Below are 26512 nucleotides of genomic sequence, written 5' to 3'. Positions count from 1 at the left end.
CTACCAGCTTCGTTGGCCGCTGGCTTGGGTGTGAATATGTGCGCTGACCTGTGGAGCTTTGCCCTCTCGACGTATGCCCACCCGGGCGTTGAAGCTGCTTGCCTGCGCTTGCAGGCACAAGGCGCGGATGTGTGCCTGTTGCTCTGCGGCGCCTGGCTGGAGCAGCGCGGCGTTGCACCGACCGCCGAACGCATGCAGGCGTTGCGCCAGATTGCGCAGCCGTGGCAGCAAGACGTGGTCGAACCGTTGCGACAGGTACGCGTGCAGTGGCGAACCATGGCGCAGCAGGATGCGCAATTGGCGACGCTACGCGAACGGGTCAAGGCCCTGGAGCTGGAAGCTGAACGGCAGTTGCTGACGCGCCTGCAAGTGCTGGCGCAAACATGGCCGACTGGCGAGAAAGGGGGTCAATCGAGATGGCTTGAAGGCTTGGCGACCGGAGCCGCCAACCTTGACCACGACGCGCTGCAGTCGCTGCGCGTCGAGGCCACCGGCACTTAGGAAGCGCTGGTTGGGGTGGTGCTTGGCGCTGCCGGTGCAGGCGTGCTGCTGGCCGGCGCAGTTGGAGCGGTGGACGCTGCCGGGGTTGCAGCCGGAGCTGCCGGGGTTGCAGGCTTGGCCGGTGCAGGCTTGGCGGCTGGCTTTGCAGCAGCGGGTTTTGCGGCTGGCTTAGCAGCTGGTTTTGCAGCAGCCGGTTTGGCAACTGGCTTAGCAGCTGGTTTTGCAGCAGCCGGTTTGGCAGCTGGCTTGGCCGCCGGTTTTGCAGCAGCCGTTTTAGCGGCTGGCTTGGCAGCTGGTTTTGCAGCAGCAGTTTTAGCGGCTGGCTTGGCGGCTGGTTTTGCAGCAGCAGTTTTAGCGGCTGGCTTGGCGGCTGGTTTTGCAGCAGCAGTTTTAGCGGCTGGCTTGGCGGCTGGTTTTGCAGCAGCAGTTTTGGCAGCTGGCTTGGCGGCTGGTTTTGCAGCAGCAGTTTTGGCAGCTGGCTTGGCGGCTGGTTTTGCAGCAGCAGTTTTAGCGGCTGGCTTGGCAGCTGGTTTTGCAGCAGCAGTTTTAGCGGCTGGCTTGGCGGCCGGTTTTGCAGCAGCAGTTTTAGCGGCTGGCTTGGCGGCCGGTTTTGCAGCAGCAGTTTTAGCGGCTGGCTTGGCGGCCGGTTTTGCAGCAGCAGTTTTAGCGGCTGGCTTGGCAGCAGCGGACTTGGACGCGGCCTTAGTCGAAGCCTTCGACACAACGGCTTTTGCTGGCGTGCGAGCGCCCAGTGCTTTAGCCACGGCTTCTTTCACACGACCAACGCCCTGGGCCAGTTTCAGGCTTTCCTGAGCATCGCGTTTGAGTTGGGAAATGTAGGTGCGGGTTTCAGCTTGGCGATCCTTGAGGGCGTCCAGCAGATCCTCAAGTTCCTTAACGGCGTCTTTGGCTTTGGCTTGTGCCTTGGCCTTGCCGGCAGTGGCGGCGTCTTGCAGTTTGGTACGGGATTTGTGCAGCTTTTCTTGCGCTTTACCGCGTTGTTTTTCCAATTTGGCGAGCAGTTTTTCTGCATCAGCCAAGGCTTGGGAACACGCGCTTTCCAGATGTTCGAGCAAGCTGCCCGAAAGTTGTTGGAGTAAATGCAACGGGGTATTTACAGGCTTCTGTTTGGCCGACATGGTTTACCTCCTGGCTGACGTGGGTGCGGCTCATACTAGCCCTCTGCTCTTACCGCCGCTAGGGCATGTTGACAGTATCGTTTGCCTTGCGTTGCACCGTAGGAAAATTCTTATCGATATAACGAAAAACCACGGCACTTTTTGCGCACTCACACTGGCATAATCCGTCGCACTTTCGGCGGGAGAATAACCATGTCGCGTTACCTTTTTTTAATGCTTGGCTTGGTAGTTTCCATGACCCATGCGGCAGAACAATCGCCGTCAAAAACTACTGCCCAAGACCCGCACGACCTTGCTTACAGCCTGGGCGCCAGCCTCGGCGAACGACTGCGCCAGGAAGTGCCCGACCTGCAGATTCAGGCGTTGATCGATGGCCTTAAACAAGCCTATCAGGGCAAACCACTGGCGCTGGACAATGCACGTATCGAGCAGATCCTCGCCGAGCACGAAGCACAGAGCGCGGCCGAGGCTGAGGCGCCGCAAAGTGAAAAAGCACTCGCTGCCGAACAGCAATTTTTATCCAAGGAAAAAGCAGCAGCCGGCGTGCGTGAGTTATCGAATGGCATCCTGCTCACGGAGCTGACGCCTGGCACCGGCAGCAAGCCGTTGGCCAGTGATGAGGTGCAAGTGAAATACGTAGGGCGGTTGCCCGACGGGACTGTCTTCGATCAGAGCACGCAACCGCAATGGTTTCGCCTGGACAGTGTGATCAGCGGCTGGAGCAGCGCGCTGCAACAGATGCCGGTCGGCGCGAAATGGCGTCTGGTGATCCCATCCGCCCAAGCCTATGGCGCCGACGGTGCTGGCGAGTTGATCCCCGCTTATACGCCGCTGGTGTTCGAGATCGAATTGCTCGGCACTCGCCACTGACCCAATGAAAAACGGTGCGCCATGCGCACCGTTTTTTGTCTCGCCGCCAAGGCTCAGGCCTGGGTAGCGGCCTCTTCTTTGTGAGCGTTGTGCAACACTTCGATCAGGCAATCTTCCAGCTCGAAACGTTCGTGCAATAGCCCGCCAAGCTCTTTGAATTTTTCGGCAACGCATTTGCCGGCATCGCACAATTCGGTGAACACCAGCAGTTTTTCCGTAATGACGTCGATGCGCGGGTAGATGGTCTCGGCCAAGTCCAGACCACGCTGATCATCAAAGGCTTCCGCCTCTTTGGTCAGTTGTTCGTAGACGCCGAAATGTCCGGCAGACACGTAGTCCACCAACACAGCGCAAAAGTCTTGCAGCGGCTCGCGATTCTCACCCAATGCTTCGGGCTTGGCGCCGAGAGCATCAAAGGCCCGAACCAGTTCGTGACGTGCCTTCAACCAGCTGTCGATCAGCTTGTGCACCCCACCCCAGCGTTCCTGAGCATTCTGACAACTTTCCAGCATGATGATCTCTCTTCCCTATAGGGGGCGCTGCCGCCTGTGCCCGCGCAACACTCAAGGATAAAAGCAGCAGCCGGACAAGGCCGCATTTGGCAAACGGTTTCGATAATGCGTGCGGGCCAGATTATGCCCGCATGACTATGGCTTCAAGGTACGCAGGAGAGAAAGTTCATACAAGTGTTTAATCCCGTCCTACGACCCGCGACACACGTTCAAGGCCTTGCGACGCCCCATCTGCGACTTAACAACGACCGTGAAAACTGCAGGATGCCCAGCATCAGCATGGCCAAAAAGAACAGCAAGCTCCATTCGGGAACGCTGAGGTCGAACAGTGTCCAGTTGATCTCAACGCAATCGACGGTGCCTTTGACGGTCAATTGCAGTGCTTGCCACAGCGACAGGTTTTCAATCATGTAGTGCAGGCTTGGCCAGCAATCGGTGGTCTGCTCCGGTGCGGCATTTTGTAGCAGCACCTGGCGTACGGCAGTGATAGCGCCGAGCAATGCGCAGCCCATGCTGGCAAACCCGTAGAGGTAAACCGCAGAGCGCTTTGGATTATGAATCGCCGCGACCAGATTGATCAGCGTGAAGGCTGCCAGAAAAATACGTTGCAGCTGGCAAAGGAAACACGGGCGTAGCAGCGCGCCGTACTCGAGATAAAACGACGCGCCCAACGTCAGCACACCAGCCATGAACGCCAGGAAAAACAAGGAGCGTGAAGGGGCCAAAGACATTGTTATCCGTACCGCAAGAGATAGGCCGTCACGGTAGAGGAAAGGCCTGACCCCTTTCAATACTCGTTAGAGCAGGCAATTCCGCGAGAGCATAGGGATATCTCGTCAGACCCTGGATGACTTTAAGCAGCTATCAGTAGGAATTTACTACGTAGCGCTTTAGACCCAGTATTTACAGGCTAACGAAGGGTTGGCTCTCAGAAACATCCGAGCCAACCTTCGCCCTCTTTCCTACTTCAGACGCGCGCGGGCATGGGCAACGGCGAGGCCAGCAAGCGACTGTCAAGCAGCCCCAGACCCTCCTGGAACAGCTGGTTGCTGCGCTCGGTGTCACCCAATTGGGCCAACAGCCGTGCCAGCTCAGCGCAGGCCTCAGGGTTGCGTTGCACCTGCAGGCTGCTTTCAAGGTAATCGCGCGCCTTGCCCCACAAACTGTTTTGCAGGCACAGGCGGCCCAGGGTCAGCAACAAGCTGGCATCTCCCGGGTGGTCCTTGAGCCAGCCTTCGGCAAACTTCAACTGACGGGCCGAATCAGCGCCCCGCAACAAACCATAAAGCCGGATCAAGTGGCTGTCATAGCCGCGTTTGATGGCGCTGCGCAGCACCTCTTCAGCCTTGGCGTCGGCACCCAGCCGGCGCAGTTGCTCGGCGTAAGCCAGAACCAGCTGTGGCTCCTGGCGCTGGGCGGAAGTGAGTTGCTCCCACGCCCGATCAAGAGACTGCAAGCCTGCCTCGCCCTGCTCTTCACGCTGGGCCGCCAGCCCGAGGTTTTCACCCCAGGCGCGACGCTCCAGCTCGGCCAGCTCGCTGGCGGGAAGGACTTTGTCTTTTCGCAGCTCCGGCAACAAGCGAATCACTGAAGACCAATCGCCCCGCTGCTGATGCAGACGCTGCAACTGGCGCAACACCTGCGGATTGTGCGGATGACGCTCGTGCATCGCCTGCAAGGTCACCAAGGCGCCTTCTGTATCGCCACGGTCCATCTGCAATTGCGCATGGCTCAAGGCAACCGCCAGCTCAGCCTGAGGCTGGCGCTCCAGAGCGCGCTCCAGCAAACCGTCGGACTCTTCATAACGGCCCTGCTCATTGGCCGCACGTGCCGCGCCAAGGTAGTACAACAATGGCTGGCGCTCCGCTTCGGCGGCGCGGTGCAGGTGGCGTTCGGCACTGGCCCAGCGACCTTCAGCGAGGTCCATCTGGCCCTGCTCGATCGCAATTTGTACCCGGCGACTGCGGTTACGTCGCGACCATGGGTTGACCACACCACCGGAAGTGCTGAGCAGGCTCAGCAACACACGGATCAGATAGATCGCCAGGCCGACGGCAAACACGGCCACCAGCGTCGCCCACAGGCTCGACTCGTAATGCAGCAGATGGGGATAGGTAATCAGCACGTAGCCGGTGTGCTTGGAAATGCCCACGCCCAGCCCCAGGGCGATCGCAATTGCCAGGACCAGGATCACATAGAAACGCTTCATCGGCTCTACTCCTGGGTCGCCGGCGTGCCCGCCGACGCCTTGGCTTCATCGGCAGACAGATGACGACGTTCGAGGTAGGCCTGCACCGCGGCCAGGCTGGCCGCCAGGTCAGGCGTGGCCACGGAAACGGCCTTGGGCTCAAGCTCGGCAATACGCGCGAGCATCGCTTTGCTCTGTGGGTTGTCCTGGTTGAAGTTGTCTTGCAGCACGCTGCGCGCCTCGCCCAGGGAACGGCTGTACACCGCCGTTTCACCATTGAGCGCAGCCCATTGCGCCTGCTCAAGGGCCAGGCTCAGCGCCAGGCGTACCTGATTCAGGCCCTGACCGGCAAGCAACGGTCGAATGTTGTCGTCCGGGTTGAAATCGATGCGGAAGTAGCGGGAAATCTCCTCCCACCATTGGCTCAGGCGACCTTGCGTATCGCTGGTCGGGCGACCTTGAGAGGCCGGCTCGCTGAGTTGGTATTCCGGGGCAATAGCCGCCAGCTGTACAACCTGATCGCGCAGCGCGGCGAGTTGCAGGTAAAGCCCGGTGCGGTCCGGCTGCTCGGTACTGCGCAACGCGGCAAGGCTCTTGGCCAGTTGCTCGCGTGCGGCGTAGGAACCCGGATCGCTTTGCTCACGCAGAATTTCGTCGGCCCCCTGGACCAGAGACTGAGCGCTGTTGATGTCCTGCAGGGCAGACAAACGCAAGCTGGCCAGACGGATCAAATGCTCGGCTTCGGCCAGACGCCAGTCCTGGCGACTGGCACCCAGCACGGTTTCCAGGCGCTGGCTCAAGCGCTGCTGATCACCCTGCAACTGGGTTACCAGACGGCGGCGTTCTTCCAGCTCATCTGCACCGGGCAATTGCGCGAGCCGGGTAGTCAGTTGTTGCTGGCTCTGCTTGAGGGACTGGGATTGCTCGTCGAGTGCCTGCACCTGGCTCGACTGCTGTTGACTGCCGGCTTGCAGGGCGCGGACCTGCCAAATGCCCCATCCGCCAGCGGCAACACCTGCGGCGCCGAGCAACAAGGCTACGATTGCCAGGCCATTGCCACGGCGTGGCGCGGCGACCGGTGACTCAGCCGGCGCATCAAGTGCGGGCTGGGTTTCATCTTTAGGCAAGGCTGTTTCGCTCACGTATCCGTCCTTTGCGTATCAGAGAGTGGGCGCGGCTTGCCTCACAAGGCAACGCTGCGCAACGCCACTAACAAAGCCGCGGCACTCGCACCGCGACAATCCACAACTTTTTCTGCGCCAGCGGCCCGCGCCATTTCATAGACGCGGGGGCTGGGCACGAACAATGGCAGCCGCGCCACCTGCGGCCAATCGGGGCCAGCCAACGCTTGCAGGTGCAAAAAACCCTGCCCACTGCTGACCACCACGCCGTTCAAGCGTTCCAACTGTATGCGTTGCATCAGCTCCCCGGTGTCGTAAGCCGGCAGGGTGCGACGATACAACTCCAGATAATCGACACTAGCACCTTGCTCGCGTAAACGCTCAGCCAGCAGCTCTCGCCCGCCTTCGCCACGCAAGATCAATACCCGGGCCTCGGGGCGTGCGATAGCCTCGCGCAAGGCGGGCAGTGCAAGCAAGGCCTCGCTGTCGTCGCCGGTTTGCGGATAATGAACAGTGAGGTCGTGATCGGCCAGTATTTGTGCGGTGGCCGCGCCGACGCTGAACCAGGGCAACTGCGGCCAACGCCGATCCAGCTGTTGCAAGGCCAGGCGCGCGGCAGGCTTGCTGACCACGATGACCGCGCTATAACGGCCCAGATCACAAAAGACCGCTTGTTGCTCAGCCGTCACCGGCAAGGCCTGGATCGCCAACAATGGCAGGCTGCTGCTGAAAATGCCGGCCTCGGACAACGTCGCGGCCAGGGCCGTGGCTTCCTCGGCAGGCCGCGTCAGCAACAGACGCCAGTCGGTCACTGCGGGCCAGCCTCGCCGTAGATTTTTTGCAGAATCACACCGGCGCCTTTTTCCAGCAGCTCTTCTGCCACCTGGATTCCCAGCGCGGTAGCATCACGCTGTGGCCCGCGAACCTCGGCGGTGAGCAGCGTGCCGCCTGCGGGGTCGCCTACCAAGCCACGCAGCCACAGGTTTTCACCCTCGAGCACGGCGTAACAGGCGATCGGCACCTGGCAGCCACCGTTGAGGCGTTTGTTCAGCGCGCGCTCGGCCGTGACACGGACTTCGGTGTCTTGATGATCAAGGGGTTTGAGCAGGGCGTGAATTTCACTGTCAGCAGTGCGGCATTCGATCCCCACAGCGCCTTGTCCGCCCGCGGGCAAGCTGTCTTCTACGCTGATGGCCGAGGTGATGCGGTCTTCGAAACCCAGGCGAATCAGGCCAGCCGCCGCGAGAATAATCGCGTCATACTCGCCCGCATCCAACTTGGCCAGACGGGTGTTGACGTTGCCGCGCAGAAACCGGATTTGCAGGTCCGGCCGGCGAGTCAGCAACTGCGCCTGGCGACGCAGGCTTGAGGTACCGACGACACTGCCCAAGGGCAGTTCATCCAGCGACGCATAAGTATTGGAAACAAACGCGTCACGCGGGTCTTCGCGCTCGCAGATGCAATACAGGCCAAGACCTTCGGGGAAGTCCATCGGCACGTCTTTCATCGAATGCACGGCGATGTCGGCTTCGTTTTCCAGCAGTGCGGTTTCCAGTTCCTTGACGAACAAGCCCTTGCCGCCAATCTTCGACAATGGCGAGTCGAGCAGCTTGTCGCCGCGACTGACCATGGGCACCAGAGACACTTTCAACCCCGGATGGGCTTGCTCAAGGCGTGCTTTGACGTATTCGGCCTGCCACAAGGCCAGGGCACTTTTACGGGTGGCGATGCGGATTTCGCGAGAGGACATGGATCAATCCGTACTGAATAGATACGGCAGATAATAACAGCTCAGGCAAACACGCTTTGATTTGAATCAGCAAGTGCGGGGCCTCCCTGGCCGCGTCGCACCGGGATACAGAATGCAGACCTCGCCAAAGCCCCTGGCTAAAGCTGCTGCATCATCTTGCGCACACCGGCGACATGGCGTCGGCTGACGATCAAGGCATCGCCATTAAGCCCTTTGAGGAACAACTGAAAGTGCCCCAGAGGCGTGCGCTGCAAGCGTTCTATTCGCTCGCGGGCCACCAGCGCATTGCGGTGGATGCGCACAAAGCGGTCGCCGAATTCGTCCTCAAGGGCCTTGAGCGGCTCATCGAGCAACACTTCACCCGTCTCGTGACGCAAGGTCACGTACTTGTGGTCGGCGATAAAGTAGACCACCTGGTTCAGCGGAATCAGCTCGATACCTTTACGGGTCCGCGCGCTGATATGGCTGCGTGGCCCATTACCACTCTGAGCGGCTGGCTGGGTCAAAGCGGCGAGCTGGACGCGGTTGGGACGCTCGGCCTTTTTCAAGGCTTTGAGCAGCGCCTCAGCACTCACCGGTTTGGCAAGAAAGCTGACACCGCTGTCTTCCAGGGTCTGCGCAGAAAACTCTTCGTGAGCTGCACACAACACCACGGCTGGCGGCGATTCTCGCTCGCTCAGGCGGGCGGCCACTTGCAAGCCATCAAGGCCTGGCAGGCGAATATCGAGCAACACCACATCCGGTTTGAGGCTGTCGATCAGCGTCAACGCCTCTTCGCCGTTGGTGGCGCTCGGTTCAAGGACTGTATAACCCTCGAGTTCACTGACCAAACGGCTCAGTCGCTCGCGGGCTTGGGGTTCGTCATCAACGATCAGGACATTCATATTGCGCTGGATTCCTGCGTGAGTCTCGCACAAGGATAGCGTAGACAGGTGCGGTGACTTGCGTCACAGCGATCCACGCTAAGACTAGCGCGAGCGGCAAAAAGTGCCCCGGCAGCGGCACCCATATTTACCCGGACCTGTTCAATTGCGCCCAAGACCTGCTGCCTTCGGGCATCGTCGTAGGGTTTGCTGATACACAATCCGAATACCCCCCTTTTTTAATGGATAGTCTGGGCTATGACCGCATCACCCGACTTTGGTGCATTCACGCTCTATCAGTGCAACTGTAGACGCTCGCTGAGACGATATTGCTCAATCGTCAAATATCGTTTCAATTAGGGCCCGCTCCAGTCTCTTCTCGGAAGCGTCCGGCGGCAAGGCACTTAGCCATCCTTGGCACAAATAAAAATGCCGACCACCCGCAGCACCGCCTCCAAGTGCAACCCTGTTATTATCGGCGACACACCTTCACGCCTCTTTTAAGCAGATCACGAGCGAATCCATGAGCACCGACAAGACCAACCAGTCCTGGGGCGGCCGCTTCAGTGAACCCGTCGACGCCTTCGTCGCGCGCTTCACCGCCTCCGTCACTTTCGACCAGCGCCTGTACCGCCACGACATCATGGGCTCGATCGCCCACGCCACGATGCTGGCCAAGGTCGGCGTACTGACCGACGCCGAGCGCGACAGCATCATCGATGGCCTGACCACCATTCGCGGTGAAATCGAGGCCGGCACGTTCGACTGGCGCGTCGACCTGGAAGACGTGCACATGAACATCGAAGCCCGCCTCACCGATCGCATCGGTGTGACCGGCAAGAAACTGCACACTGGTCGCAGCCGTAACGACCAGGTGGCTACCGATATCCGCCTGTGGCTGCGTGACGAAATCGACCTGATCCTGGGCGAAATCACCCGCCTGCAAAAAGGTCTGCTGGAGCAGGCCGAGCGTGAGTCCGGCACCATCATGCCCGGTTTCACCCACCTGCAAACTGCGCAACCGGTGACCTTCGGCCACCACTTGCTGGCCTGGTTCGAGATGCTCAGCCGCGACTACGAGCGCCTGGTGGATTGCCGCAAGCGCGCCAACCGCATGCCGTTGGGCAGCGCCGCACTGGCCGGCACTACCTACCCAATCGACCGCGAATACACCGCACAACTGCTGGGTTTTGACGCGGTTGGCGGCAACTCTCTGGACGGCGTGTCGGACCGCGACTTCGCCATCGAATTCTGCGCTGCCGCCAGCATCGCGATGATGCACTTGTCGCGTTTCTCCGAAGAACTGGTGCTGTGGACCAGTGCGCAATTCCAGTTCATCGACCTGCCGGACCGCTTCTGCACCGGCAGCTCGATCATGCCGCAAAAGAAAAACCCCGACGTGCCCGAGCTGGTGCGTGGCAAAAGCGGCCGTGTATTCGGCGCGCTGATGGGCTTGCTGACCTTGATGAAGGGCCAGCCATTGGCCTACAACAAGGACAACCAGGAAGACAAAGAGCCGCTGTTCGACGCCGCCGACACCCTGCGCGATTCGCTGCGTGCATTTGCCGACATGATCCCGGCGATCAAGCCCAAGCACGCGATTATGCGTGAAGCGGCCTTGCGCGGGTTCTCCACGGCAACCGACCTGGCGGACTACCTGGTGCGCCGTGGCCTGCCATTTCGCGACTGCCACGAAATCGTCGGCCACGCCGTTAAGTACGGCGTAGACACCGGCAAGGACCTGGCGGAAATGAGCCTGGAAGAGCTGCGCCAATTCAGCGACCAGATCGAGCAGGACGTGTTTGCCGTGCTGACCCTGGAAGGCTCGGTGAATGCGCGTGACCATGTGGGCGGCACTGCGCCGGCGCAGGTCAAGGCTGCGGTCGTGCGTGGCCAGGCACTGCTCGCCAGCCGCTAAAAGCATCGCAGGCAAGCCAGCTCCCACATTTGAACAGGTTCACCACTCAAAATGTGGGAGCGGGCTTGCCCGCGATGGCTCCCTTACAGGCTCCACCTATCTACTTCTTGGCCGCAATCATCGCCATAAACGCCGGCATCGCCGCCTCCCTGTCCGCCGCCACTTTCTGCGCGTTGGGCATCGCGTGCAGTTGCTCCAGCAGCGCTTTCGCCTTCGGCAACTCAGCCAGCAGATCCAGGCCAAACAGCTTCTCGCCCACGGCACAGGCGAGGTTCACGCTGTACATGAAATACAGGTCGGCCAGCGTGAAACTCTCCCCCGCCACGTACGGCGCAAACTTGCCGTGTCGGCCTAAAGAACTGATCCCCAACAGCAACTCAGCCCTGGATTTTTCCTTGATCGCCTCCGGCACCGGCATACCGAAGAACGCCTCGGCGAAACACGCGCGGGCGGGCAACTCGATGTACAGCTCGATTTCCCTGCACAGCGCCAGCACCTGAGCCCGCTGAAAAGGCTCGGCCGGCAGCAACGAAGGGCCTTCCTGAGTGTGTTCGATGTACTCCAGAATCACGCTGGTTTCGTTGATAAAGCCTTGCTTGACGCCCAGCACCGGCACTTTGCCTCGCGGGCTTACTGCAAGCGCTTCAGGCGTCTGGCCTGCATAAAATGGCACTTCTTCAAACGGCAGGCCTTTCTCCAGCAGCGCCAGTTTGACCATGTTGTAGTAGTTGCTGACCGAAAATCCGTAAAGCTTGAGCATCGCGAATGCCTCCAGGCCGGGTGTGGGGTTGGCTGCAGAAGTTATAGAGCGTGCGGCCCGACCTGACCAGCAGCATCACCTGCCTGAATGGGGGTAGACTGGCGCCCTTTCCTTGAGGAGCCCCGCCATGAGCGAGCCGACCGATATCGACAACGACGAAGAAGAGTTCACCGAAAGCACGCTGACCCAGGCCATCGAAAACCAGATCGAAAGCGACAACCCGCCTGCCGCCAAAGCCACCTTCAACAAGCTGACCCTGGTGGGCTACGAGCGCGAAGACATTCTGAATCTCATGGCCCACGTGCTGGCTGTGGAAATCGACAAGATGCTTGAAGAAGACCGCGCCTTCGATACCCAATGGTATGAAACCGCGCTGCGCGCACTGCCGGAATTACCCCCGGAAAACGACTGAATCGAGCACTTTCGTGGCCGGGAAGCCTGCTTCCTCGCCACAAACCTGCGCCATATCAAGACCCACGACTTTCTCACTGGACAGCCTGGCAAAGTGCGTTCACCTTATGCCCTGCTAGCCTCTAATAAATTTTAGAAAGTCTGGAGTCCTTATGTCGTATACCCCTGAGTTGGTTGCCGAACTGGAAATCCTTGTACTCTTCCCCTTGGACAGCACCAAGGAAGGTCTGAAAGTCCACCAGACCGCCGCTCCCACTGCCATCGCCGCGGCCAAGCGCCTCCATGCAAAAGGCCTTATCGACCAGCCAGACGGGGGCTACCTGACCAGCCTTGGCCGGGACGCTGCAGAGCAGGCCCAAACCCTGCTGACCATTCTGACGACTGCTACCACCAAAGAAGCTGCCTGATCCCTGATACCGCCCATGGAGTCCGCTTTCTGCGGATTCCGAGGGCATTGCTGTGGATGGCACAAAATTCTGACGCCAGAAACCATTTCCCTCTAAACCTCCTACGCTTGTGTCTGTAAACTCCTAGACGGCCGCCCACGTCGGGCCCTGCGAGCCAACGAGTTCGACATGACCCGCACCCATGAAATCCGCCCCGACCTGGACGAAGGCATCGACCGCAAGGTGCTGGCCCAATTGCGCGCGCGCTTCATGGCCCTCAATGAAGGCCGCATGGCCCGGGCCGTCGAAGGTCTGACTCCGCGCCAGCAAAGCGTGTTGACCCTGTTGCCGCTGTTTTTCCACGTCAACCACCCCCTGCTGCCAGGTTATGTCTCGGGCAGCACGCCGGCCGGGCTGTCCAATTTCGAACCGGACGCCCAGGCCCTCACTGAAGCTCAGCGCCTGACCCGTTCGTTCTCCTACAAGCCACGCCATGGCAATCCGCCACGGCCCATCCTCGGCCTGTACCTGATGGGCAGCCTTGGCACCCTGGCTCAAGCGGACCAAAGCGATATGGACGTGTGGGTCTGCCACTCGCCCGAACTTGGCGAAACCGAACTGGCCGAGCTGCGCAAAAAGTGCCAGTTGCTGGAAGCCTGGGCCCTGACCATGGGCGCCGAGGCGCATTTTTTTCTGATCGAACCGACGCGCTTTGTACTGGGTGAACGCGACACGCAACTGAGCTCCGACGACTGCGGCACCACCCAGCATTACCTGCTGCTGGATGAGTTCTACCGCACCGCCATCTGGCTGGCCGGGCGCACGCCGATCTGGTGGCTGGTGCCGGTGTACGAGGAACGCCGCTACGCCGAGTTCACCCATACGCTGATTTCCAAACGATTTATCCGCGCCGACGAGACCCTGGACCTTGGGCACCTGGCCCACATCCCTCCGGGCGAATTCATCGGCGCCGGGCTGTGGCAGTTGTTCAAGGGCATCGAGTCGCCCTACAAATCGGTGCTCAAGCTGCTGCTGACCGAGGTTTATGCCAGCGAGCACCCGAACGTGTACTGCCTGAGCCTGCGCTTCAAGCGCGCCGTATTCGCCAATCAGGTGGACCTGGACGAGCTGGACCCGTACATCGTGGTTTACCGCCGCATCGAGGAATACCTCAAGGCGCGCAATGAGCCGGAGCGCCTCGAACTGGTGCGGCGCGCGCTGTACCTGAAGGTCAATCGCAAGCTCAGCGTCGGCCAACGCAGCACCGGCTGGCAACGCCGCCTGCTGGAGCGCCTGGCCAATGAATGGGGTTGGGACCAACGCCAACTGGCTCTGCTGGACAGCCGCAGCCAGTGGAAAGTGCGCCAGGTCGCCTCCGAGCGCCGCGCACTGGTCAACGAACTGAATTACAGCTACCGCTTCCTCACCCAGTTCGCCCGCACCGAGCAAACCGCCAGCCTGATCAACAAGCGCGATCTGAACGTGCTGGGCCGGCGCCTCTATGCAGCGTTCGAACGCAAGGCCAGCAAGGTCGAGTTCATCAACCCCGGCATCGCGCCCGACTTGGCCGAAGACACGCTCACGCTGGTGCAGTCCCCCAATCGCAAGGAACCGGGCCAGTATCACTGGGGCCTGTACAACGGCAACCTTACGGCGCTGGAATGGGAGCACTTCGCGCCGATCAAGCGCAGCCGCGACCTCTTGGAAATGCTCACCTGGTGCCATCGCAACGGCGTGATCGACAGCAGCACCCGTCTGGCACTGCACCCGGGCGTCAGTGACATGACCGAATTCGAGCTGTTCCACCTGCTGGGCAGCCTGCAACAAACCATCGCCCTGCCCCTGGCCAGCGTCGATGAGGATCGCCTGTTGCGCTCGGCGGTGCCGGAAGAAGTGCTGTTGCTGATCAACGTTGGTGTCGACCCGCTCAAACATCATCGCGACTTGAACATCCTGATGACCACCGAACGCACCGACTCCCTGAGCTATGCCGGCGTGCGCGACAACCTGGTGCTGACTCTGGATCAGGTCACGCTCAATAGCTGGAACGAGGTCATGGTCAGCCGCTACGACGGCCCCCACGCACTGCTCGACTGCCTGCGTGACTACCTCAATCAACTGCCGTCGGACCACTTGCCACGCCTGCGAGTGCGCTGCTTCTGTCACAACCGTGCGCAGTTCATTGCCCAGCGGGTAGAAGAAATTTTCGACACCGCGCAAAACCTGTTGCTTAGCCAGTCCAATCACCGCTACCTATTGCAGGTGCAGCAGCACTACCACGTGATGGAGCTGATGCCGGGTCAGGCCACCCATGTGTCACTGCCGACCCAGGACGCGCTGATTGCCTACCTCAGCGAAGAACTCGCCAGCTACAGCCCACTGCACCTGGACGCCATGGCCCTGGAAGACCACGACCTGGCGCTGCTGCTGCCGATGGGCTTGGCCGATTGCGTGCAGGTGTTCTACCGGATCAATGAAGGTTTTGCCGAGTTGTATGTGCTGGATGAGTTCAACGCGCTCTGGCAGCAACGCCTGCCGTTTCATGATGAGCAGAGCCTGTTGGCGCCGTTGCAGCGTTTTCTGCAATCGATCATCTATCGCCGCGAAGCGCTGGCGCCGCTGGATACGCAGCAGCCGTTGGGCGAAGTGCAAATCTTGTATTACCAACTGTTGCCATCAGGCAGCAATCGCGCACGCGGCATCGAGCCGCGCCCCGCGCCGCAGAACCCGGCCAATAAGCCGTTTTATGACGTGCAGGCGATTATCGGCAAGGCGGCGCCCGGCCAAGTGGGCATCACCCTGTACTGCAACCAGCGGGAGTTTTGCGAACTGGAGTTTGGCGACCAGCTGTTTGCCGTGGTCGCCCAGGAAATCGTCGGGCAACGTCGAGAAACCGAACGTTACCGCTGCTACATCACCGACCTGGACCTTTCCGGCCTGCTCGGTGATGTGCAAAGCCCGAGCAACCTGTACCTGCGTTACAAGGCCGAGCTGGAGCTGTCGCTCAACAACGCACTGAAGCAGGTTTAAAGCGGCTCTTGTTACAGAGAGAACGCGCCGCCGTCTTTAGGCTGGCCTTCAACGCTGAGCAGTTCAAGCTTGAGGGTTTTGCCGCCGGGTGCCGGCCAGTCGATATGCTGGCCCACTTTCAGGCCGAGTAACGCACTGCCTACCGGCGCGAGGATCGAGATCTTGCCCTCGTCTGCGTTGGCATCCTTGGGGTAAACCAGGGTCAGGTGATAGTCCTTGCCGCTGCCTTGCTCACGGCAATGCACGCTGGAGTTCATCGTCACGACACTTGCAGGCACTTCCTCGTGGCCAACCACTTCTTCGGCGCGGTCGAGTTCGTGCTGCAGGGCTTCGACGCCCGGCGAGTCCTCGCCTACACGGTCGATCAATTGCTCAAGACGCTGCACGTCGAGACGGGTAAGTATGATGGAAGGTGCGGTCATGATTCAGGCAGACTCCTTTTTTCTGCACAAAAAAGCAAAACCCCGCCAGAAAAAGGCGGGGTTCTCACGGACCTCGATGAGTTGAGGTGTACCCGGACACTACCACAGCGACACAAATAAACAAGACGACCTCAGGCACGCTCCCTGCGTTGCTCGGCCTCTGCGCAGATCACCCGGCGCCGGTTATCGTCGGCGGAGCGCCATTCACGAATGTCTTCCACATGGCGGAAGCACCCGAGGCAGACTTTCTGCTCGTCCAGGCGACACAAACTGATACAAGGTGACGGCACCGCCGGGCTGACATTGCTGAACAGCGGCTTGGGCGGGCGTACGGGTGCAGGCTGGGTCACCATCAGATCTCGTCGAAGTCCAGGTCAGCGCCGGACTGTTCCTTCGTGAGGCGAGCGAGCATTTCGCTCAGCAGCTCCTCGGTGGTGTCGTGCGCCCAACGGTTTTCTTCTTCGTCGTAATCGAAGTGAAAACCACCGGTGCGGGCCGCCAGCCATAGCTGACGCAACGGCTCCTGACGGCTGAAGATCAGTTGGGTGCCATTTTCGAACTTGACGGTCAGCACGCCGGCCGAGTTTTCCAGGTCCACGTCCAGGCCGCTGTCGTCGAAAATATCTTCCAGCGCCTGCTGGGTCGCATCCACCAGGTCGTGAAAACGGGCTTCGGTCAAACTCATTGTGGCAACCTCAAAAGTGTCTGGTTTTGCTCAAGCGCCGCACGATACGGGCGAGCCCCGCTGATTGCAAAGGATACCGAGTTCATTACCGATGGAGGTATGAAATATCCCCGGCCAGCGTAGCCTGCTTCGCGCCCAAGTCGGCAAACCCCCGCCGGACGGGTATTTCGGCGCATAGGCAAGCTGGCGGGTGGTCGGTATACTCGGGCGCAATTAATGCATATTCAAGGATTTCGCCATGAAGCGCCTGATCTCTTCCCTTGCTGCGCTCGTCGCGGTCGCTTGCCTCGTCAGTGCCTGTGGTCAAAAAGGCCCGCTCTACCTGCCCGATGACAGCAAAGACCCGAATGACCAGGCGCAGTCGTCACAAAAGCCGTCAAAAGCGCATAAGCACGACACCTATCAATAAGGGAAACCCATGGACGCTTTTAACTACCGGGACGGCGAGCTGTTCGCGGAAGGCGTGGCGTTGTCCGCGATTGCCGAGCGCTTTGGCACCCCGACCTATGTGTACTCGCGTGCGCACATCGAAGCCCAATACCGTTCGTTTACCGACCCACTGAACGGCGTTCCACACTTGGTGTGCTACGCGGTCAAGGCCAACTCCAACCTGGGTGTACTCAATGTCCTGGCGCGCCTGGGCGCCGGTTTCGACATCGTCTCCCGTGGCGAGCTGGAGCGTGTGCTGGCAGCCGGCGGCAAGGCTGACAAAATCGTCTTCTCCGGCGTCGGCAAGAGCCGCGAAGACATGCGCCGCGCTCTGGAAGTCGGCGTGCATTGCTTTAACGTCGAGTCCACCGACGAGCTGGAGCGCCTGCAAGTCGTCGCCGCCGAGATGGGCGTTCGTGCGCCGATCTCGCTGCGCGTCAACCCGGACGTCGACGCCGGCACTCACCCCTACATTTCCACCGGTCTCAAAGAGAACAAGTTCGGCATCGCCATTGCTGACGCCGAGGACGTGTACATCCGCGCCGCGCAGTTGCCGAACCTGGAAGTGCTGGGTGTCGACTGCCATATCGGCTCGCAACTGACCAGCCTGCCACCGTTCCTGGATGCGCTCGACCGCCTGCTGGCGTTGACCGATCGCCTGGGCGAGTGCGGCATCTACCTGCAACACATCGATCTGGGTGGTGGCGTGGGTGTGCGTTATCGCGATGAAGAACCGCCGCAGATCGCCGACTACATCCAGGCCGTGCGCGAGCGCACTGAAGGCCGCGGCCTGACCCTGATGTTCGAGCCGGGCCGCTACATCGTTGCCAACGCGAGCGTGTTGCTGACCCAGGTCGAGTACCTCAAGCACACCGAGTACAAGGACTTCGCCATCGTCGACGCGGCGATGAACGACCTGATCCGCCCGGCGCTGTACCAGGCCTGGATGGATGTGACAGCCGTCAAGCCACGTGCTGGCGAAGGCCGTAATTACGACATCGTCGGCCCGATCTGCGAGACCGGTGACTTCCTGGCCAAGGAGCGTCAGCTGGCCCTGGAAGAAGGCGACCTGCTGGCCGTGCATTCGGCCGGTGCCTATGGGTTTGTCATGAGTTCCAACTACAACACGCGCGGCCGTGCCGCCGAGGTGCTGGTGGACGGTGATCAAGCGTTTGAAGTGCGTCGCCGCGAGACGGTAGCCGAGTTGTATGCTGGCGAAAGCCTGCTGCCGGAGTAAGCCATGCTGCTGCGTTTTACCAAGATGCACGGGCTGGGTAACGATTTCATGGTCCTCGACCTGGTCAGCCAGCACGCGCACATCCTGCCCAAGCACGCTAAACAATGGGGCGACCGTCACACCGGCATTGGCTTTGATCAATTGCTGATCGTCGAGGCGCCGAGCAACCCGGAAGTGGATTTCCGTTACCGGATCTTCAACTCCGACGGTTCCGAAGTGGAACAGTGCGGCAACGGTGCGCGTTGCTTTGCGCGTTTTGTGCTGGACAAGCGCTTGACCGCCAAGCGCCAGATTCGCGTCGAGACTAAAAGCGGCGTGATCGAGCTGGATATTCGCAGCGACGGCCAGATCAGCGTCAACATGGGCGAGCCACGTCTGGTGCCGGCGGATATTCCGTTTCAGGCCACCGAGCAAGCGACCAGTTATGCGCTGGACGTTGATGGCAAGCACGTGGATATCGCCGCAGTGTCGATGGGCAACCCGCACGCCGTGCTGCGGGTCAACGACATCAATAACGCCCCGGTGCATGAATTGGGGCCGAAAATCGAACATCACCCGCGCTTTCCGGCACGGGTCAATGTGGGCTTCCTGCAGGTGATCGACCGTTCCCGCGCACAATTGCGTGTATGGGAACGCGGCGCCGGCGAAACCCAGGCCTGCGGCACCGGCGCTTGCGCTGCGGCCGTGGCCGCGATCAGCCAGGGGTGGATGGATTCGCCACTGTTGATCGACCTGCCCGGCGGACGCTTGTCCATCGAATGGGCAGGCCCTGGCCACCCGGTGATGATGACCGGGCCGGCCTCGCGCGTATACGAAGGACAGGTCCGCCTATGAGTGAGCAAAGCTAATGACCGACAAGCCTCAAGTACCCGCCCAAGCACCCCCGAGCGAAAGTCTGGAGGCCGCTGCTGTCGCGGCGTACCTTGAGGCTAATCCGGACTTCTTCGTCGAACACGAAGAGCTGTTGCCGGCCCTGCGCATTCCCCACCAGCGCGGCGATACCGTGTCGCTGGTAGAGCGGCAGATGAAGATCCTGCGCGAGCGCAATATCGAAATGCGTCATCGGCTCTCGCAGTTGATGGACGTGGCCCGCGACAACGACCGACTTTTCGACAAGACCCGTCGCCTGATTCTTACCCTGATGGACGCCACCAGCCTGGAAGAAACGGTAATTGCCGTGGAAGACAGCCTGCGCCAGGACTTCCAGGTGCCGTTTGTGAGCCTGATCCTGTTCAGCGACAACCCGATGCCGGTGGGTCGCTGGGTCAGCGGTGGCGAAGCGCAAACCGCGATTGGCGGCTTGCTCTCTGAAGGCAAGACCATCAGCGGCACCTTGCGTGAGCATGAGCTGGATTTCCTGTTTGGCGCCGAGCAGCGCAAGCAGATCGGCTCCACCGCCGTAGTCGCCCTCAGCCATCAAGGCCTGCACGGCGTACTGGCGATTGCCAGCCGTGACCCGCAGCACTACAAAAGCTCTGTAGGCACGCTGTTTTTGACCTACATCGCTGAAGTGCTCGGCCGGGTACTGCCGCGCTTCACCACCGCCCTGCGCGCGGTGCGCTAGCCATGGAACGGCAACTGGACGCTTATTGCGCTCACCTGCGCAACGAGCGCCAGGTGTCGCCCCATACGCTGGAAGCTTATCGGCGGGACTTGAACAAGGTCCTGGCGTACTGCGAAAAACAACAGATCGCCAGCTGGAAAGCCCTGGAAATCCAGAGCCTGCGCAGCCTCATCGCGCGACTGCACCAGCAGGGCCAGTCTTCACGCAGCCTGTCGCGATTGCTTTCGGCGGTGCGCGGCCTGTATCACTACCTCAACCGTGAAGGCCTGTGCGATCACGACCCAGCCAATGGCCTGGCCCCGCCCAAGGGCGAACGGCGCCTGCCCAAAACCCTCGATACCGATCGTGCCCTGCAATTGCTCGACGGTGCCGTCGAAGACGACTTCCTTGCCCACCGCGACCAGGCCATCCTCGAGCTGTTCTATTCCTCGGGCCTGCGCTTGTCAGAATTAACCGGCCTGAACCTCGATCAACTGGACCTGGCGGACGGCCTGGTGCAAGTGCTCGGCAAAGGCAGCAAGACCCGTGTGCTGCCGGTCGGCCGCAAGGCTCGGGAAGCCTTGCAGCTGTGGTTGCCGCTGCGTCTGTTGACCAACCCCGCGGACGACGCGGTGTTTGTCAGCCAGCAAGGCCGACGCCTCGGTCCACGGGCGATCCAGGTGCGGGTCAAGCTCGCCGGTGAGCGCGAGCTGGGGCAGAATCTGCACCCGCACATGCTGCGACATTCCTTTGCCAGCCATCTGCTGGAATCGTCCCAGGACCTGCGCGCGGTGCAGGAGCTGCTCGGCCACGCCGACATCAAGACCACGCAGATCTACACCCACCTCGACTTCCAGCACCTGGCTACGGTGTACGACAGCGCCCATCCACGGGCCAAACGCATCAAGGGCGGCGACTCATGAGTATCAAGCTGATCACCTTCGACCTGGACGACACACTCTGGGACAACGTACCCGTCATCATCGGCGCCGAAGCGTCGATGCGCGAATGGCTGGCGACCCATGCCTCCAAGGTCGGCGATTTGCCTCTTGAGCATTTCGCCAGCCTTCGCCAGCAGGTGCTGGAGCGCCATCCCGAGCTCAAGTACCGCATCAGCCTCCTGCGCCACCGCGTGTTGATGCACGCGTTTGAAGAGGCGGGTTATCCACAGCCCGAGGCCACGCAAATGGCAGACGTGTGCTATGAGGCGTTCATTCATGCCCGGCATCAGCTCACGCCTTTTCCTGAGGCCGAGCCGATGCTTCAAGCATTGCGCCAGCATTTCCTCCTGGGCGTGATCACCAACGGCAACGCCGACGTGCAGCGCGTGGGCCTGGCAGACTATTTCCACTTTGCGCTGCGCGCCGAAGATATCGGCATCGCCAAGCCGGATGCGCGACTGTTTCAGGAAGCGCTGCAACGCGCCGGCGTGGACGCCAGTCAGGCCGTGCATATTGGCGATCACCCCGGCGATGACATCGCCGGGGCGCAGCAGGCCGGGCTGCGGGCGGTGTGGTTCAACCCGACGGGCAAGGCATGGGAAGCGGATAAGCGCCCGGATGCGGAAATTCGTAGCTTGAACGAGCTGCCGCCGTTGCTTCGCAGTTGGCAGTAACGCTATCGCGGCACCACTAAAAATCAACATGTGGGAGCGGGCTTGCTCGCGAATGCGGTGTATCAGTCAGCCCATCAGCAACTGACAGAGCACTTTCGCGAGCACGCCCGTTCCCACATTTGATGGGTGGTGACCCGTAGGATTTATTACATCCATGAAAAAGCCCGCAGCGACGGCGGGCTTTTTCATGCAAGCGAGCGGCTGACCTCAGATAGGACGGCTACCGTACTTGTTATCCGGCTTCTTCGGTGGATCTGCTACCACGTTGGCCTCGACTTCCTGCACTTTGCCGCCTTTGGCGAGGAATTCTTCCATCGCACGGGCCAGCGCATCGCGCTCTTTGTTCTTGGCTTCAACGCTTGGCAGTTCATCTACCGAAACAGCGGCCTTGGCTTTGCCTTTGGCTGCCGGGACAGGTGCATCATCACCACCGTCGTCGTCAGCAACGTCCTCAGCTGCCGCCTCAAGACCTTCTTCGGCCTCGTCGTCGTCACCGACTTCGAGTTCGTCGTTTTCCAGATCATCGTCGCTCATGTTCTACCTCATGACTTGCGAAAAGCAGATTAGTTATAGCCCAGCTTCACCCTCTGTCGAGGTCGCCGGAAAAAAATCAACATCCACCGGATTACCAGTGGCTTATGCCCCATCACCGTGCAAGGTGGCGAGGACTTTACGAGCACCGCCATGATCACGGTGCTCGCCCAGATAAACACCTTGCCAGGTCCCCATCGCCAAGCGGCCGGCCTTGACCGGCAAACTCAGCTGGCAGCCCAGGAGACTGGCCTTGAAGTGCGCCGGCAGATCATCCGGACCTTCGTCGTTGTGTTCGAACCCTGCACGCCCTTGCGGCACCAGCGAGTTGAAAAAACGCTCGAAGTCACGGCGAACCGCCGGGTCGGCATTTTCGTTGACCGTCAACGAAGCCGAGGTGTGCTGCAACCACAAATGCAACAGGCCCACACGGCACGCCTTCAATTCAGGCAGGCCGGCGAGCAACTCATCCGTCACCAAGTGAAAGCCCCGGGGCTTGGCCCGCAGGGTTATCAAGGTCTGTTGCCACATACAGTTCTCCGCCCATCGGCGCGCATTCTAGCGCGCTCTGGAAAAAAACAAAGTACCGAATACACCTACATGCCTGTAAGAGATTCACACCCTTAAAAGTGCCGTGTGGATCCCATCACAAAGTCGGCATAAACCCGTACACCTTTAGCCACAGACAAACCCCAGACAAAAAAATGCCCGGCAAGCCGGGCATCTTTTTTTTCACGTAATTACAAGTTGTAGCCACGCTCGTTGTGTTGTGCCAAGTCGAGGCCCACAGCCTCTTCTTCGTCGGTAACCCGCAGGCCCATGACCATGTCCAGCACCTTGAGGATGATGAAGGTCACGATAGCCGTGTAGATCACGGTGAAGCCGACGCCTTTGCACTGGATCCAGACTTGCGCTGCGATGTCAGTGGTCGCCGCGTTGAAGCCGCCCAGAGAAGGCGCCGCAAACACGCCGGTCAGGATCGCGCCGAGGATACCGCCGATACCGTGCACGCCGAAGGCGTCCAGGGAGTCGTCGTAGCCGAGTTTGCGTTTCAGGGTAGTGGCGCAGAAGAAGCACACTACGCCCGCCGCCAGACCGATCACCAGGGCGCCCATTGGGCCCACGGTGCCCGCAGCCGGGGTAATTGCAACCAGACCGGCAACGACGCCCGAGGCGATGCCCAGTGCGCTTGGCTTACCGTGAGTGACCCACTCGGCAAACATCCAGCCCAGCGCGGCAGCAGCGGTCGCAATCTGAGTGACCAGCATCGCCATACCGGCAGTGCCGTTGGCCGCAGCCGCAGAACCGGCGTTGAAGCCAAACCAACCGACCCACAGCATGGCAGCACCGACCAGGGTGTAACCCAGGTTGTGAGGCGCCATCGGCGTGGTTGGGAAACCTTTACGCTTGCCGAGTACCAGGCACGCCACCAGGCCAGCCACACCGGCGTTGATGTGCACCACGGTGCCGCCGGCGAAGTCCAGCACGCCCCAATCGCCCAGCAACGAACCCGGACCGCCCCACACCATGTGCGCAATCGGTGCGTAGACCAGGGTGAACCAGACGCCCATGAAGATCAGCATCGCGGAGAACTTCATACGCTCGGCGAAGGCACCGACGATCAGCGCAGGCGTAATGATGGCGAACGTCATCTGGAAAGTGACGAACACCGCCTCAGGGAACAGCGCCGCAGGGCCGGTGATGCTCGCCGGGGTGACACCCGACAGGAACAGTTTGGACAGGCCGCCCACGAACGAGTTGAGGTTGACGACGCCTGCTTCCATACCGGTAGTGTCGAACGCCATGCTGTAGCCGTAAACGAACCACAAAATGGTGATCAGACCGGTGATGGCGAAGCACTGCATCATCACGGAAAGAATGTTTTTGGAGCGAACCATGCCGCCGTAGAACAGCGCGAGGCCTGGAATGGTCATGAACAGTACCAGCGCGGTGGACGTGAGCATCCACGCGGTGTCGCCGGAATTGAGGACTGGAGCAGGTACTGGGTCCGCCGCCATGGCCAGGGCCGGCATTACGAGGGACAACAGGGCTCCTAGCCCTGCGAATTTACGCAGAGTCATATTGTTTTCTCCTGGGGCGTTGGGGTTTGGCGGCTTAGATTGCGTCGGTATCGGTTTCGCCGGTACGGATGCGAATAGCCTGTTCCAGATTGACCACGAAGATCTTGCCGTCACCGATTTTGCCGGTGTTGGCGGCCTTGGTTATCGCCTCGATAACCCGGTCAAGATCCTTGTCGTCAATGGCGACATCAATCTTCACCTTTGGCAGAAAATCGACCACGTATTCCGCGCCGCGATACAGCTCGGTGTGACCCTTCTGCCGACCGAAGCCTTTGACCTCAGTAACGGTAATGCCCTGCACGCCGATCTCGGACAGCGACTCGCGTACATCGTCCAACTTGAACGGCTTGATGATGGCAGTGACTAGCTTCATGAAAACTCTCTCCCGAATTGGTGGACTTGCCCCAGGAAAACAAACCCGTCTCAAGTCTAAGCGCAGTGCCTGGCTTTGTAACGCGTCGTCGCCTCGGCATTTGCCGTTGCGACGCCAGCGAACCACTGGTGACGAAACCTGTACCCCTGATCCGTCGGCGCACTGCATTCGTCACAGCGACTGCATCAGTGCATGGGTCATGATCGTCTAAGCAGAAACCTTGCCAGCTCCGTAAAAATCACTGAAATCAGTCCTTTGCCCACTTATGCCCACCCGCGGGGCGTTTTGGCGACGCCAATGCGCACAAAAACAGTGCGCGGCCGCCCGGAGCACTGCGCGAAAAGCGTGCGCTCCAGGCGGTGAAAAAGACTATAGACGCTGCGTGATACACTGCCCGCCAACAGTTTTTCCGGAATGTTTCCCATGCTCGCGCCCAAAGATCTCCTCGACGCCCTGAGCGGCCACGCCTCTCGCCTGTTCAGCGGCGATACCCCGCTGCCCCGCAACGAAATCGAAAGCCAGTTCAAGGCGCTGCTGCAAAGCGGCTTCAGCAAACTCGACCTGGTGAGCCGTGAAGAGTTTGATAGCCAAATGGTGGTGCTGGCCCGCACGCGTGCACGGCTGGAGAGTTTGGAAGCCAAAGTCGCTGAGCTGGAAGCACGGCTGACGCCACCTGCTGCTGAATAAACACGGTCAATGTGGGAGCTGGCTTGCCTGCGATGCGGGCGCCTCGGTGTATCAGTTACACCGAGTCGATGCCATCGCAGGCAAGCCAGCTCCCACATTTGCTCTGCCTCGCTCTCAGGATACGTTCTGTAAAACCTCCCCCGCCTCGCTATTCCCTACCTCGTCTACCCTTGAAAAACCCGCAGGAAGCGGCCTCTCTTTCAAGGAACGAGCATGTCCCTCGCCATCGTCCACAGCCGCGCCCAGATCGGCGTCGAAGCCCCTGCCGTCACGGTTGAAGTGCACATGGCCAATGGTCTGCCGTCCCTGACACTGGTGGGCCTGCCGGAAACCGCCGTCAAGGAAAGCAAGGACCGCGTGCGCAGCGCCATCCTCAATTGCGCGCTGCAATACCCAGCCCGGCGCATCACCCTCAACCTCGCGCCCGCCGACCTGCCCAAGGACGGCGGGCGTTTTGATTTGGCGATTGCCTTAGGGATCCTGGCGGCCAGTGTGCAGGTGCCGGCGTTGATGCTCGATGACGTGGAATGCCTGGGCGAATTGGCATTGTCCGGCGAAGTACGCGCAGTGAAAGGCGTGTTGCCGGCAGCGCTGGCAGCCCGCAAGGCCGGGCGCACCGTGATAGTGCCGCGGGCGAATGCCGAGGAGGCGTGCCTGGCCTCCGGGTTGAAGGTGATTGCGGTGGATCACTTGCTGCAGGTGGTGGCGCACCTGAATGGGCAGGTGCAAATCGAGCCCTACAAGTCTGATGGCTTGCAGTACCTGAACAAGCCCTATCCAGACCTGAGCGAAGTACAAGGGCAACTGGCGGCCAAGCGCGCGCTGCTGATCGCTGCGGCGGGCGCGCATAACCTGCTGTTCAGCGGGCCGCCCGGCACCGGCAAGACCTTGCTGGCCAGCCGGCTGCCGGGGTTGCTGCCGCCGTTGAGCGAGCAGGAAGCGCTGGAAGTGGCGGCGATCCAGTCAGTGGTCAGCCTCGCACCACTGAGCCATTGGCCGCACCGCCCGTTCCGTCAGCCACACCACTCAGCCTCGGGGCCGGCGCTGGTGGGCGGCGGATCAAAACCGCAACCGGGGGAAATCACCCTCGCCCACCACGGCGTGTTGTTTCTGGATGAGTGATTCGTTTCGCTGTTTAGCAGAAATTGTCAGCTGGTTGAGAGGCCCCGTATTCCGAACCCCTGCAACCAGAAGAAAGAAACAGAATGTCAAACGTCTAAGTTGTCAGTTCTAAGTAATTACGAGCTAACACTTACCTCCCGAATTGGATAGAACATGCTGGCACCTTCACAAAACATAAGCACAAAAATGTCACGCGCCAATAAATTAACAACACAAGAATTAATGCCATAACAATAACGCGGGGAATATATAATTTCATATTATATAACTAGCGCGTCAATGATATTTTTTAACAAGCGGGGGGGTTGAAAATAGAATGACTCCAATATAGCCTCTTC

29 protein-coding genes and 2 pseudogenes are annotated in these 26512 nt (G+C 60.3%); 14 read left to right on the top strand and 17 right to left on the bottom strand.

Going from position 1 to position 26512, the window contains the following annotated elements:
* Positions 1-36: 36 nt before the first annotated feature.
* On the top strand, positions 37-501 hold the full coding sequence (locus ACP7B3_RS10575; RefSeq protein WP_426178761.1) for a TIGR02444 family protein: 465 nt from the start codon (positions 37-39) through the stop codon (positions 499-501).
* On the opposite strand, the gene ACP7B3_RS10570 is transcribed toward ACP7B3_RS10575, so the two are convergent.
* Complete coding sequence (locus ACP7B3_RS10570) at positions 498-1640, bottom strand: AlgP family protein (RefSeq protein ID WP_426178760.1); 1143 nt, start codon at positions 1638-1640, stop codon at positions 498-500. The genes ACP7B3_RS10575 and ACP7B3_RS10570 overlap by 4 nt on opposite strands.
* A gap of 192 nt (positions 1641-1832) precedes the next feature.
* Between ACP7B3_RS10570 and ACP7B3_RS10565 the strand changes: the two genes are divergently transcribed.
* Positions 1833-2510 (top strand): FKBP-type peptidyl-prolyl cis-trans isomerase, encoded by a 678-nt coding sequence (locus ACP7B3_RS10565; protein WP_145158047.1) that lies wholly within the window; start codon positions 1833-1835, stop codon positions 2508-2510.
* Positions 2511-2563: 53 nt separating this feature from the next.
* Here the strand turns inward: ACP7B3_RS10565 and rsd are convergent, their stop codons facing one another.
* From rsd to ACP7B3_RS10525, 8 genes and pseudogenes are all read right to left on the bottom strand, one after another.
* Positions 2564-3022 carry a sigma D regulator gene (gene rsd / locus ACP7B3_RS10560; protein ID WP_106575814.1) on the bottom strand — a complete coding sequence of 153 codons (459 nt, stop codon included), beginning with the start codon at positions 3020-3022 and terminating at the stop codon, positions 2564-2566.
* 209 nt (positions 3023-3231) lie between these two features.
* A complete protein-coding gene (locus ACP7B3_RS10555) occupies positions 3232-3753 on the bottom strand; it encodes a disulfide bond formation protein B (RefSeq protein WP_242199642.1) in 522 nt (173 codons plus the stop codon).
* 236 nt (positions 3754-3989) lie between these two features.
* Positions 3990-5231 (bottom strand): heme biosynthesis protein HemY, encoded by a 1242-nt coding sequence (locus ACP7B3_RS10550; RefSeq protein ID WP_145158050.1) that lies wholly within the window; start codon positions 5229-5231, stop codon positions 3990-3992.
* Positions 5232-5236: 5 nt separating this feature from the next.
* Complete coding sequence (locus ACP7B3_RS10545) at positions 5237-6352, bottom strand: uroporphyrinogen-III C-methyltransferase (RefSeq protein WP_145158053.1); 1116 nt, start codon at positions 6350-6352, stop codon at positions 5237-5239.
* 41 nt (positions 6353-6393) lie between these two features.
* On the bottom strand, positions 6394-7143 hold the full coding sequence (locus tag ACP7B3_RS10540; protein WP_426178759.1) for a uroporphyrinogen-III synthase: 750 nt from the start codon (positions 7141-7143) through the stop codon (positions 6394-6396).
* Positions 7140-8081 carry a hydroxymethylbilane synthase gene (gene hemC / locus ACP7B3_RS10535; RefSeq protein ID WP_119737271.1) on the bottom strand — a complete coding sequence of 314 codons (942 nt, stop codon included), beginning with the start codon at positions 8079-8081 and terminating at the stop codon, positions 7140-7142. Before hemC ends, ACP7B3_RS10540 begins: the two co-directional genes overlap by 4 nt.
* Before the next feature lie 137 nt (positions 8082-8218).
* Complete coding sequence (locus ACP7B3_RS10530; protein WP_145158061.1) at positions 8219-8965, bottom strand: LytR/AlgR family response regulator transcription factor; 747 nt, start codon at positions 8963-8965, stop codon at positions 8219-8221.
* A pseudogene (locus ACP7B3_RS10525) lies at positions 8962-9078 on the bottom strand (sensor histidine kinase); the annotation flags it as partial. The gene ACP7B3_RS10530 and the pseudogene ACP7B3_RS10525, both read right to left, overlap by 4 nt.
* 389 nt (positions 9079-9467) lie before the next feature.
* Between ACP7B3_RS10525 and argH the strand changes: the two are divergent.
* The gene (argH, locus tag ACP7B3_RS10520) at positions 9468-10862 is read left to right on the top strand and encodes an argininosuccinate lyase (RefSeq protein ID WP_214248643.1); all 1395 of its coding nucleotides are present in this window, start codon (positions 9468-9470) and stop codon (positions 10860-10862) included.
* Between the two features lie 100 nt (positions 10863-10962).
* Here argH and ACP7B3_RS10515 read toward each other — a convergent pair whose 3' ends face one another.
* Positions 10963-11622, bottom strand: a complete 660-nt coding sequence (locus ACP7B3_RS10515) for a glutathione S-transferase family protein (RefSeq protein WP_369301886.1) — start codon at positions 11620-11622, stop codon at positions 10963-10965.
* Between the two features lie 127 nt (positions 11623-11749).
* On the opposite strand from ACP7B3_RS10515, the gene ACP7B3_RS10510 reads away from it, so the two are divergent.
* From ACP7B3_RS10510 to ACP7B3_RS10500, 3 genes are all read left to right on the top strand, one after another.
* Positions 11750-12034 (top strand): hypothetical protein, encoded by a 285-nt coding sequence (locus ACP7B3_RS10510; RefSeq protein ID WP_106575823.1) that lies wholly within the window; start codon positions 11750-11752, stop codon positions 12032-12034.
* Between the two features lie 151 nt (positions 12035-12185).
* Positions 12186-12440 (top strand): TIGR02647 family protein, encoded by a 255-nt coding sequence (locus tag ACP7B3_RS10505; RefSeq protein WP_010207442.1) that lies wholly within the window; start codon positions 12186-12188, stop codon positions 12438-12440.
* A gap of 168 nt (positions 12441-12608) precedes the next feature.
* Positions 12609-15449 carry a class I adenylate cyclase gene (locus ACP7B3_RS10500; protein ID WP_426178758.1) on the top strand — a complete coding sequence of 947 codons (2841 nt, stop codon included), beginning with the start codon at positions 12609-12611 and terminating at the stop codon, positions 15447-15449.
* Between the two features lie 11 nt (positions 15450-15460).
* Here ACP7B3_RS10500 and rnk read toward each other — a convergent pair whose 3' ends face one another.
* The 3 genes from rnk to cyaY all read right to left on the bottom strand — a co-directional run bounded on the left by rnk (position 15461) and on the right by cyaY (position 16556).
* A complete protein-coding gene (gene rnk / locus ACP7B3_RS10495) occupies positions 15461-15871 on the bottom strand; it encodes a nucleoside diphosphate kinase regulator (protein WP_145158073.1) in 411 nt (136 codons plus the stop codon).
* A gap of 131 nt (positions 15872-16002) precedes the next feature.
* Positions 16003-16221: a DUF1289 domain-containing protein gene (locus ACP7B3_RS10490; protein ID WP_106575827.1), complete on the bottom strand. Its 219-nt coding sequence runs from the start codon at positions 16219-16221 to the stop codon at positions 16003-16005.
* A gap of 2 nt (positions 16222-16223) precedes the next feature.
* Positions 16224-16556, bottom strand: a complete 333-nt coding sequence (gene cyaY / locus ACP7B3_RS10485) for an iron donor protein CyaY (RefSeq protein ID WP_094948747.1) — start codon at positions 16554-16556, stop codon at positions 16224-16226.
* A 238-nt stretch (positions 16557-16794) separates the two neighbouring features.
* Here cyaY and lptM point away from each other — a divergent pair, with 238 nt between their 5' ends.
* The 6 genes from lptM to ACP7B3_RS10455 are packed head-to-tail and all read left to right on the top strand — an operon-like array spanning position 16795 to position 21380.
* Complete coding sequence (lptM, locus tag ACP7B3_RS10480; protein ID WP_106575828.1) at positions 16795-16965, top strand: LPS translocon maturation chaperone LptM; 171 nt, start codon at positions 16795-16797, stop codon at positions 16963-16965.
* 9 nt (positions 16966-16974) lie between these two features.
* Positions 16975-18222: a diaminopimelate decarboxylase gene (gene lysA / locus ACP7B3_RS10475; protein ID WP_242199633.1), complete on the top strand. Its 1248-nt coding sequence runs from the start codon at positions 16975-16977 to the stop codon at positions 18220-18222.
* 3 nt (positions 18223-18225) lie between these two features.
* On the top strand, positions 18226-19056 hold the full coding sequence (gene dapF / locus ACP7B3_RS10470) for a diaminopimelate epimerase (RefSeq protein ID WP_242199631.1): 831 nt from the start codon (positions 18226-18228) through the stop codon (positions 19054-19056).
* A 13-nt stretch (positions 19057-19069) separates the two neighbouring features.
* Positions 19070-19786 (top strand): DUF484 family protein, encoded by a 717-nt coding sequence (locus tag ACP7B3_RS10465; RefSeq protein ID WP_426178757.1) that lies wholly within the window; start codon positions 19070-19072, stop codon positions 19784-19786.
* A gap of 2 nt (positions 19787-19788) precedes the next feature.
* The gene (gene xerC, locus ACP7B3_RS10460) at positions 19789-20688 is read left to right on the top strand and encodes a tyrosine recombinase XerC (RefSeq protein WP_426178756.1); all 900 of its coding nucleotides are present in this window, start codon (positions 19789-19791) and stop codon (positions 20686-20688) included.
* Positions 20685-21380 carry an HAD family hydrolase gene (locus tag ACP7B3_RS10455; protein WP_242199622.1) on the top strand — a complete coding sequence of 232 codons (696 nt, stop codon included), beginning with the start codon at positions 20685-20687 and terminating at the stop codon, positions 21378-21380. The genes xerC and ACP7B3_RS10455 overlap by 4 nt, the downstream gene beginning before the upstream one ends.
* A 207-nt stretch (positions 21381-21587) precedes the next feature.
* Here the strand turns inward: ACP7B3_RS10455 and sutA are convergent, their stop codons facing one another.
* The 4 genes from sutA to glnK all read right to left on the bottom strand — a co-directional run bounded on the left by sutA (position 21588) and on the right by glnK (position 24365).
* Positions 21588-21914: a transcriptional regulator SutA gene (gene sutA, locus ACP7B3_RS10450; RefSeq protein ID WP_106575834.1), complete on the bottom strand. Its 327-nt coding sequence runs from the start codon at positions 21912-21914 to the stop codon at positions 21588-21590.
* Positions 21915-22016: 102 nt separating this feature from the next.
* Positions 22017-22442, bottom strand: a complete 426-nt coding sequence (locus ACP7B3_RS10445) for a secondary thiamine-phosphate synthase enzyme YjbQ (RefSeq protein ID WP_071485166.1) — start codon at positions 22440-22442, stop codon at positions 22017-22019.
* 209 nt (positions 22443-22651) lie between these two features.
* The gene (locus ACP7B3_RS10440; RefSeq protein ID WP_145158088.1) at positions 22652-23992 is read right to left on the bottom strand and encodes an ammonium transporter; all 1341 of its coding nucleotides are present in this window, start codon (positions 23990-23992) and stop codon (positions 22652-22654) included.
* A gap of 34 nt (positions 23993-24026) precedes the next feature.
* Positions 24027-24365, bottom strand: a complete 339-nt coding sequence (gene glnK, locus ACP7B3_RS10435; protein ID WP_002555808.1) for a P-II family nitrogen regulator — start codon at positions 24363-24365, stop codon at positions 24027-24029.
* 423 nt (positions 24366-24788) lie between these two features.
* Between glnK and ACP7B3_RS10430 the strand changes: the two genes are divergently transcribed.
* Together ACP7B3_RS10430 and ACP7B3_RS10425 are read left to right on the top strand one after the other, a co-directional pair.
* Positions 24789-25052, top strand: a complete 264-nt coding sequence (locus ACP7B3_RS10430) for an accessory factor UbiK family protein (RefSeq protein WP_145158091.1) — start codon at positions 24789-24791, stop codon at positions 25050-25052.
* A 213-nt stretch (positions 25053-25265) separates the two neighbouring features.
* Positions 25266-26171 (top strand): annotated as a pseudogene (locus ACP7B3_RS10425) (YifB family Mg chelatase-like AAA ATPase); the annotation flags it as partial.
* Positions 26172-26512: the final 341 nt, after the last annotated feature.

Origin of the sequence: Pseudomonas sp. TWRC1-2 (assembly GCF_049896685.1) — a bacterium.
GTDB lineage: Bacteria > Pseudomonadota > Gammaproteobacteria > Pseudomonadales > Pseudomonadaceae > Aquipseudomonas.
Note: the sequence above shows the minus strand (reverse complement) of the source record. Positions and strands in the feature narration are given on the sequence as shown.

Excerpts from the sequence above, each read along its gene's own strand:
- ACP7B3_RS10555 (WP_242199642.1), bottom strand. The coding sequence starts at position 3,753 with ATGTCTTTGGCCCCTTCACGCTCCTTGTTTTTCCTGGCGTTCATGGCT.
- ACP7B3_RS10530 (WP_145158061.1), bottom strand. The coding sequence starts at position 8,965 with ATGAATGTCCTGATCGTTGATGACGAACCCCAAGCCCGCGAGCGACTG.
- ACP7B3_RS10445 (WP_071485166.1), bottom strand. The coding sequence starts at position 22,442 with ATGTGGCAACAGACCTTGATAACCCTGCGGGCCAAGCCCCGGGGCTTT.
- dapF (WP_242199631.1), top strand. The coding sequence starts at position 18,226 with ATGCTGCTGCGTTTTACCAAGATGCACGGGCTGGGTAACGATTTCATG.
- ACP7B3_RS10505 (WP_010207442.1), top strand. The coding sequence starts at position 12,186 with ATGTCGTATACCCCTGAGTTGGTTGCCGAACTGGAAATCCTTGTACTC.
- ACP7B3_RS10455 (WP_242199622.1), top strand. The coding sequence starts at position 20,685 with ATGAGTATCAAGCTGATCACCTTCGACCTGGACGACACACTCTGGGAC.
- ACP7B3_RS10570 (WP_426178760.1), bottom strand. The coding sequence starts at position 1,640 with ATGTCGGCCAAACAGAAGCCTGTAAATACCCCGTTGCATTTACTCCAA.
- ACP7B3_RS10430 (WP_145158091.1), top strand. The coding sequence starts at position 24,789 with ATGCTCGCGCCCAAAGATCTCCTCGACGCCCTGAGCGGCCACGCCTCT.
- xerC (WP_426178756.1), top strand. The coding sequence starts at position 19,789 with ATGGAACGGCAACTGGACGCTTATTGCGCTCACCTGCGCAACGAGCGC.
- sutA (WP_106575834.1), bottom strand. The coding sequence starts at position 21,914 with ATGAGCGACGATGATCTGGAAAACGACGAACTCGAAGTCGGTGACGAC.
- ACP7B3_RS10465 (WP_426178757.1), top strand. The coding sequence starts at position 19,070 with ATGACCGACAAGCCTCAAGTACCCGCCCAAGCACCCCCGAGCGAAAGT.
- rnk (WP_145158073.1), bottom strand. The coding sequence starts at position 15,871 with ATGACCGCACCTTCCATCATACTTACCCGTCTCGACGTGCAGCGTCTT.
- argH (WP_214248643.1), top strand. The coding sequence starts at position 9,468 with ATGAGCACCGACAAGACCAACCAGTCCTGGGGCGGCCGCTTCAGTGAA.
- rsd (WP_106575814.1), bottom strand. The coding sequence starts at position 3,022 with ATGCTGGAAAGTTGTCAGAATGCTCAGGAACGCTGGGGTGGGGTGCAC.
- ACP7B3_RS10575 (WP_426178761.1), top strand. The coding sequence starts at position 37 with ATGTGCGCTGACCTGTGGAGCTTTGCCCTCTCGACGTATGCCCACCCG.
- lptM (WP_106575828.1), top strand. The coding sequence starts at position 16,795 with ATGAAGCGCCTGATCTCTTCCCTTGCTGCGCTCGTCGCGGTCGCTTGC.
- ACP7B3_RS10440 (WP_145158088.1), bottom strand. The coding sequence starts at position 23,992 with ATGACTCTGCGTAAATTCGCAGGGCTAGGAGCCCTGTTGTCCCTCGTA.
- ACP7B3_RS10500 (WP_426178758.1), top strand. The coding sequence starts at position 12,609 with ATGACCCGCACCCATGAAATCCGCCCCGACCTGGACGAAGGCATCGAC.
- hemC (WP_119737271.1), bottom strand. The coding sequence starts at position 8,081 with ATGTCCTCTCGCGAAATCCGCATCGCCACCCGTAAAAGTGCCCTGGCC.
- ACP7B3_RS10510 (WP_106575823.1), top strand. The coding sequence starts at position 11,750 with ATGAGCGAGCCGACCGATATCGACAACGACGAAGAAGAGTTCACCGAA.
- ACP7B3_RS10515 (WP_369301886.1), bottom strand. The coding sequence starts at position 11,622 with ATGCTCAAGCTTTACGGATTTTCGGTCAGCAACTACTACAACATGGTC.
- cyaY (WP_094948747.1), bottom strand. The coding sequence starts at position 16,556 with ATGAGTTTGACCGAAGCCCGTTTTCACGACCTGGTGGATGCGACCCAG.
- ACP7B3_RS10565 (WP_145158047.1), top strand. The coding sequence starts at position 1,833 with ATGTCGCGTTACCTTTTTTTAATGCTTGGCTTGGTAGTTTCCATGACC.
- glnK (WP_002555808.1), bottom strand. The coding sequence starts at position 24,365 with ATGAAGCTAGTCACTGCCATCATCAAGCCGTTCAAGTTGGACGATGTA.
- lysA (WP_242199633.1), top strand. The coding sequence starts at position 16,975 with ATGGACGCTTTTAACTACCGGGACGGCGAGCTGTTCGCGGAAGGCGTG.
- ACP7B3_RS10550 (WP_145158050.1), bottom strand. The coding sequence starts at position 5,231 with ATGAAGCGTTTCTATGTGATCCTGGTCCTGGCAATTGCGATCGCCCTG.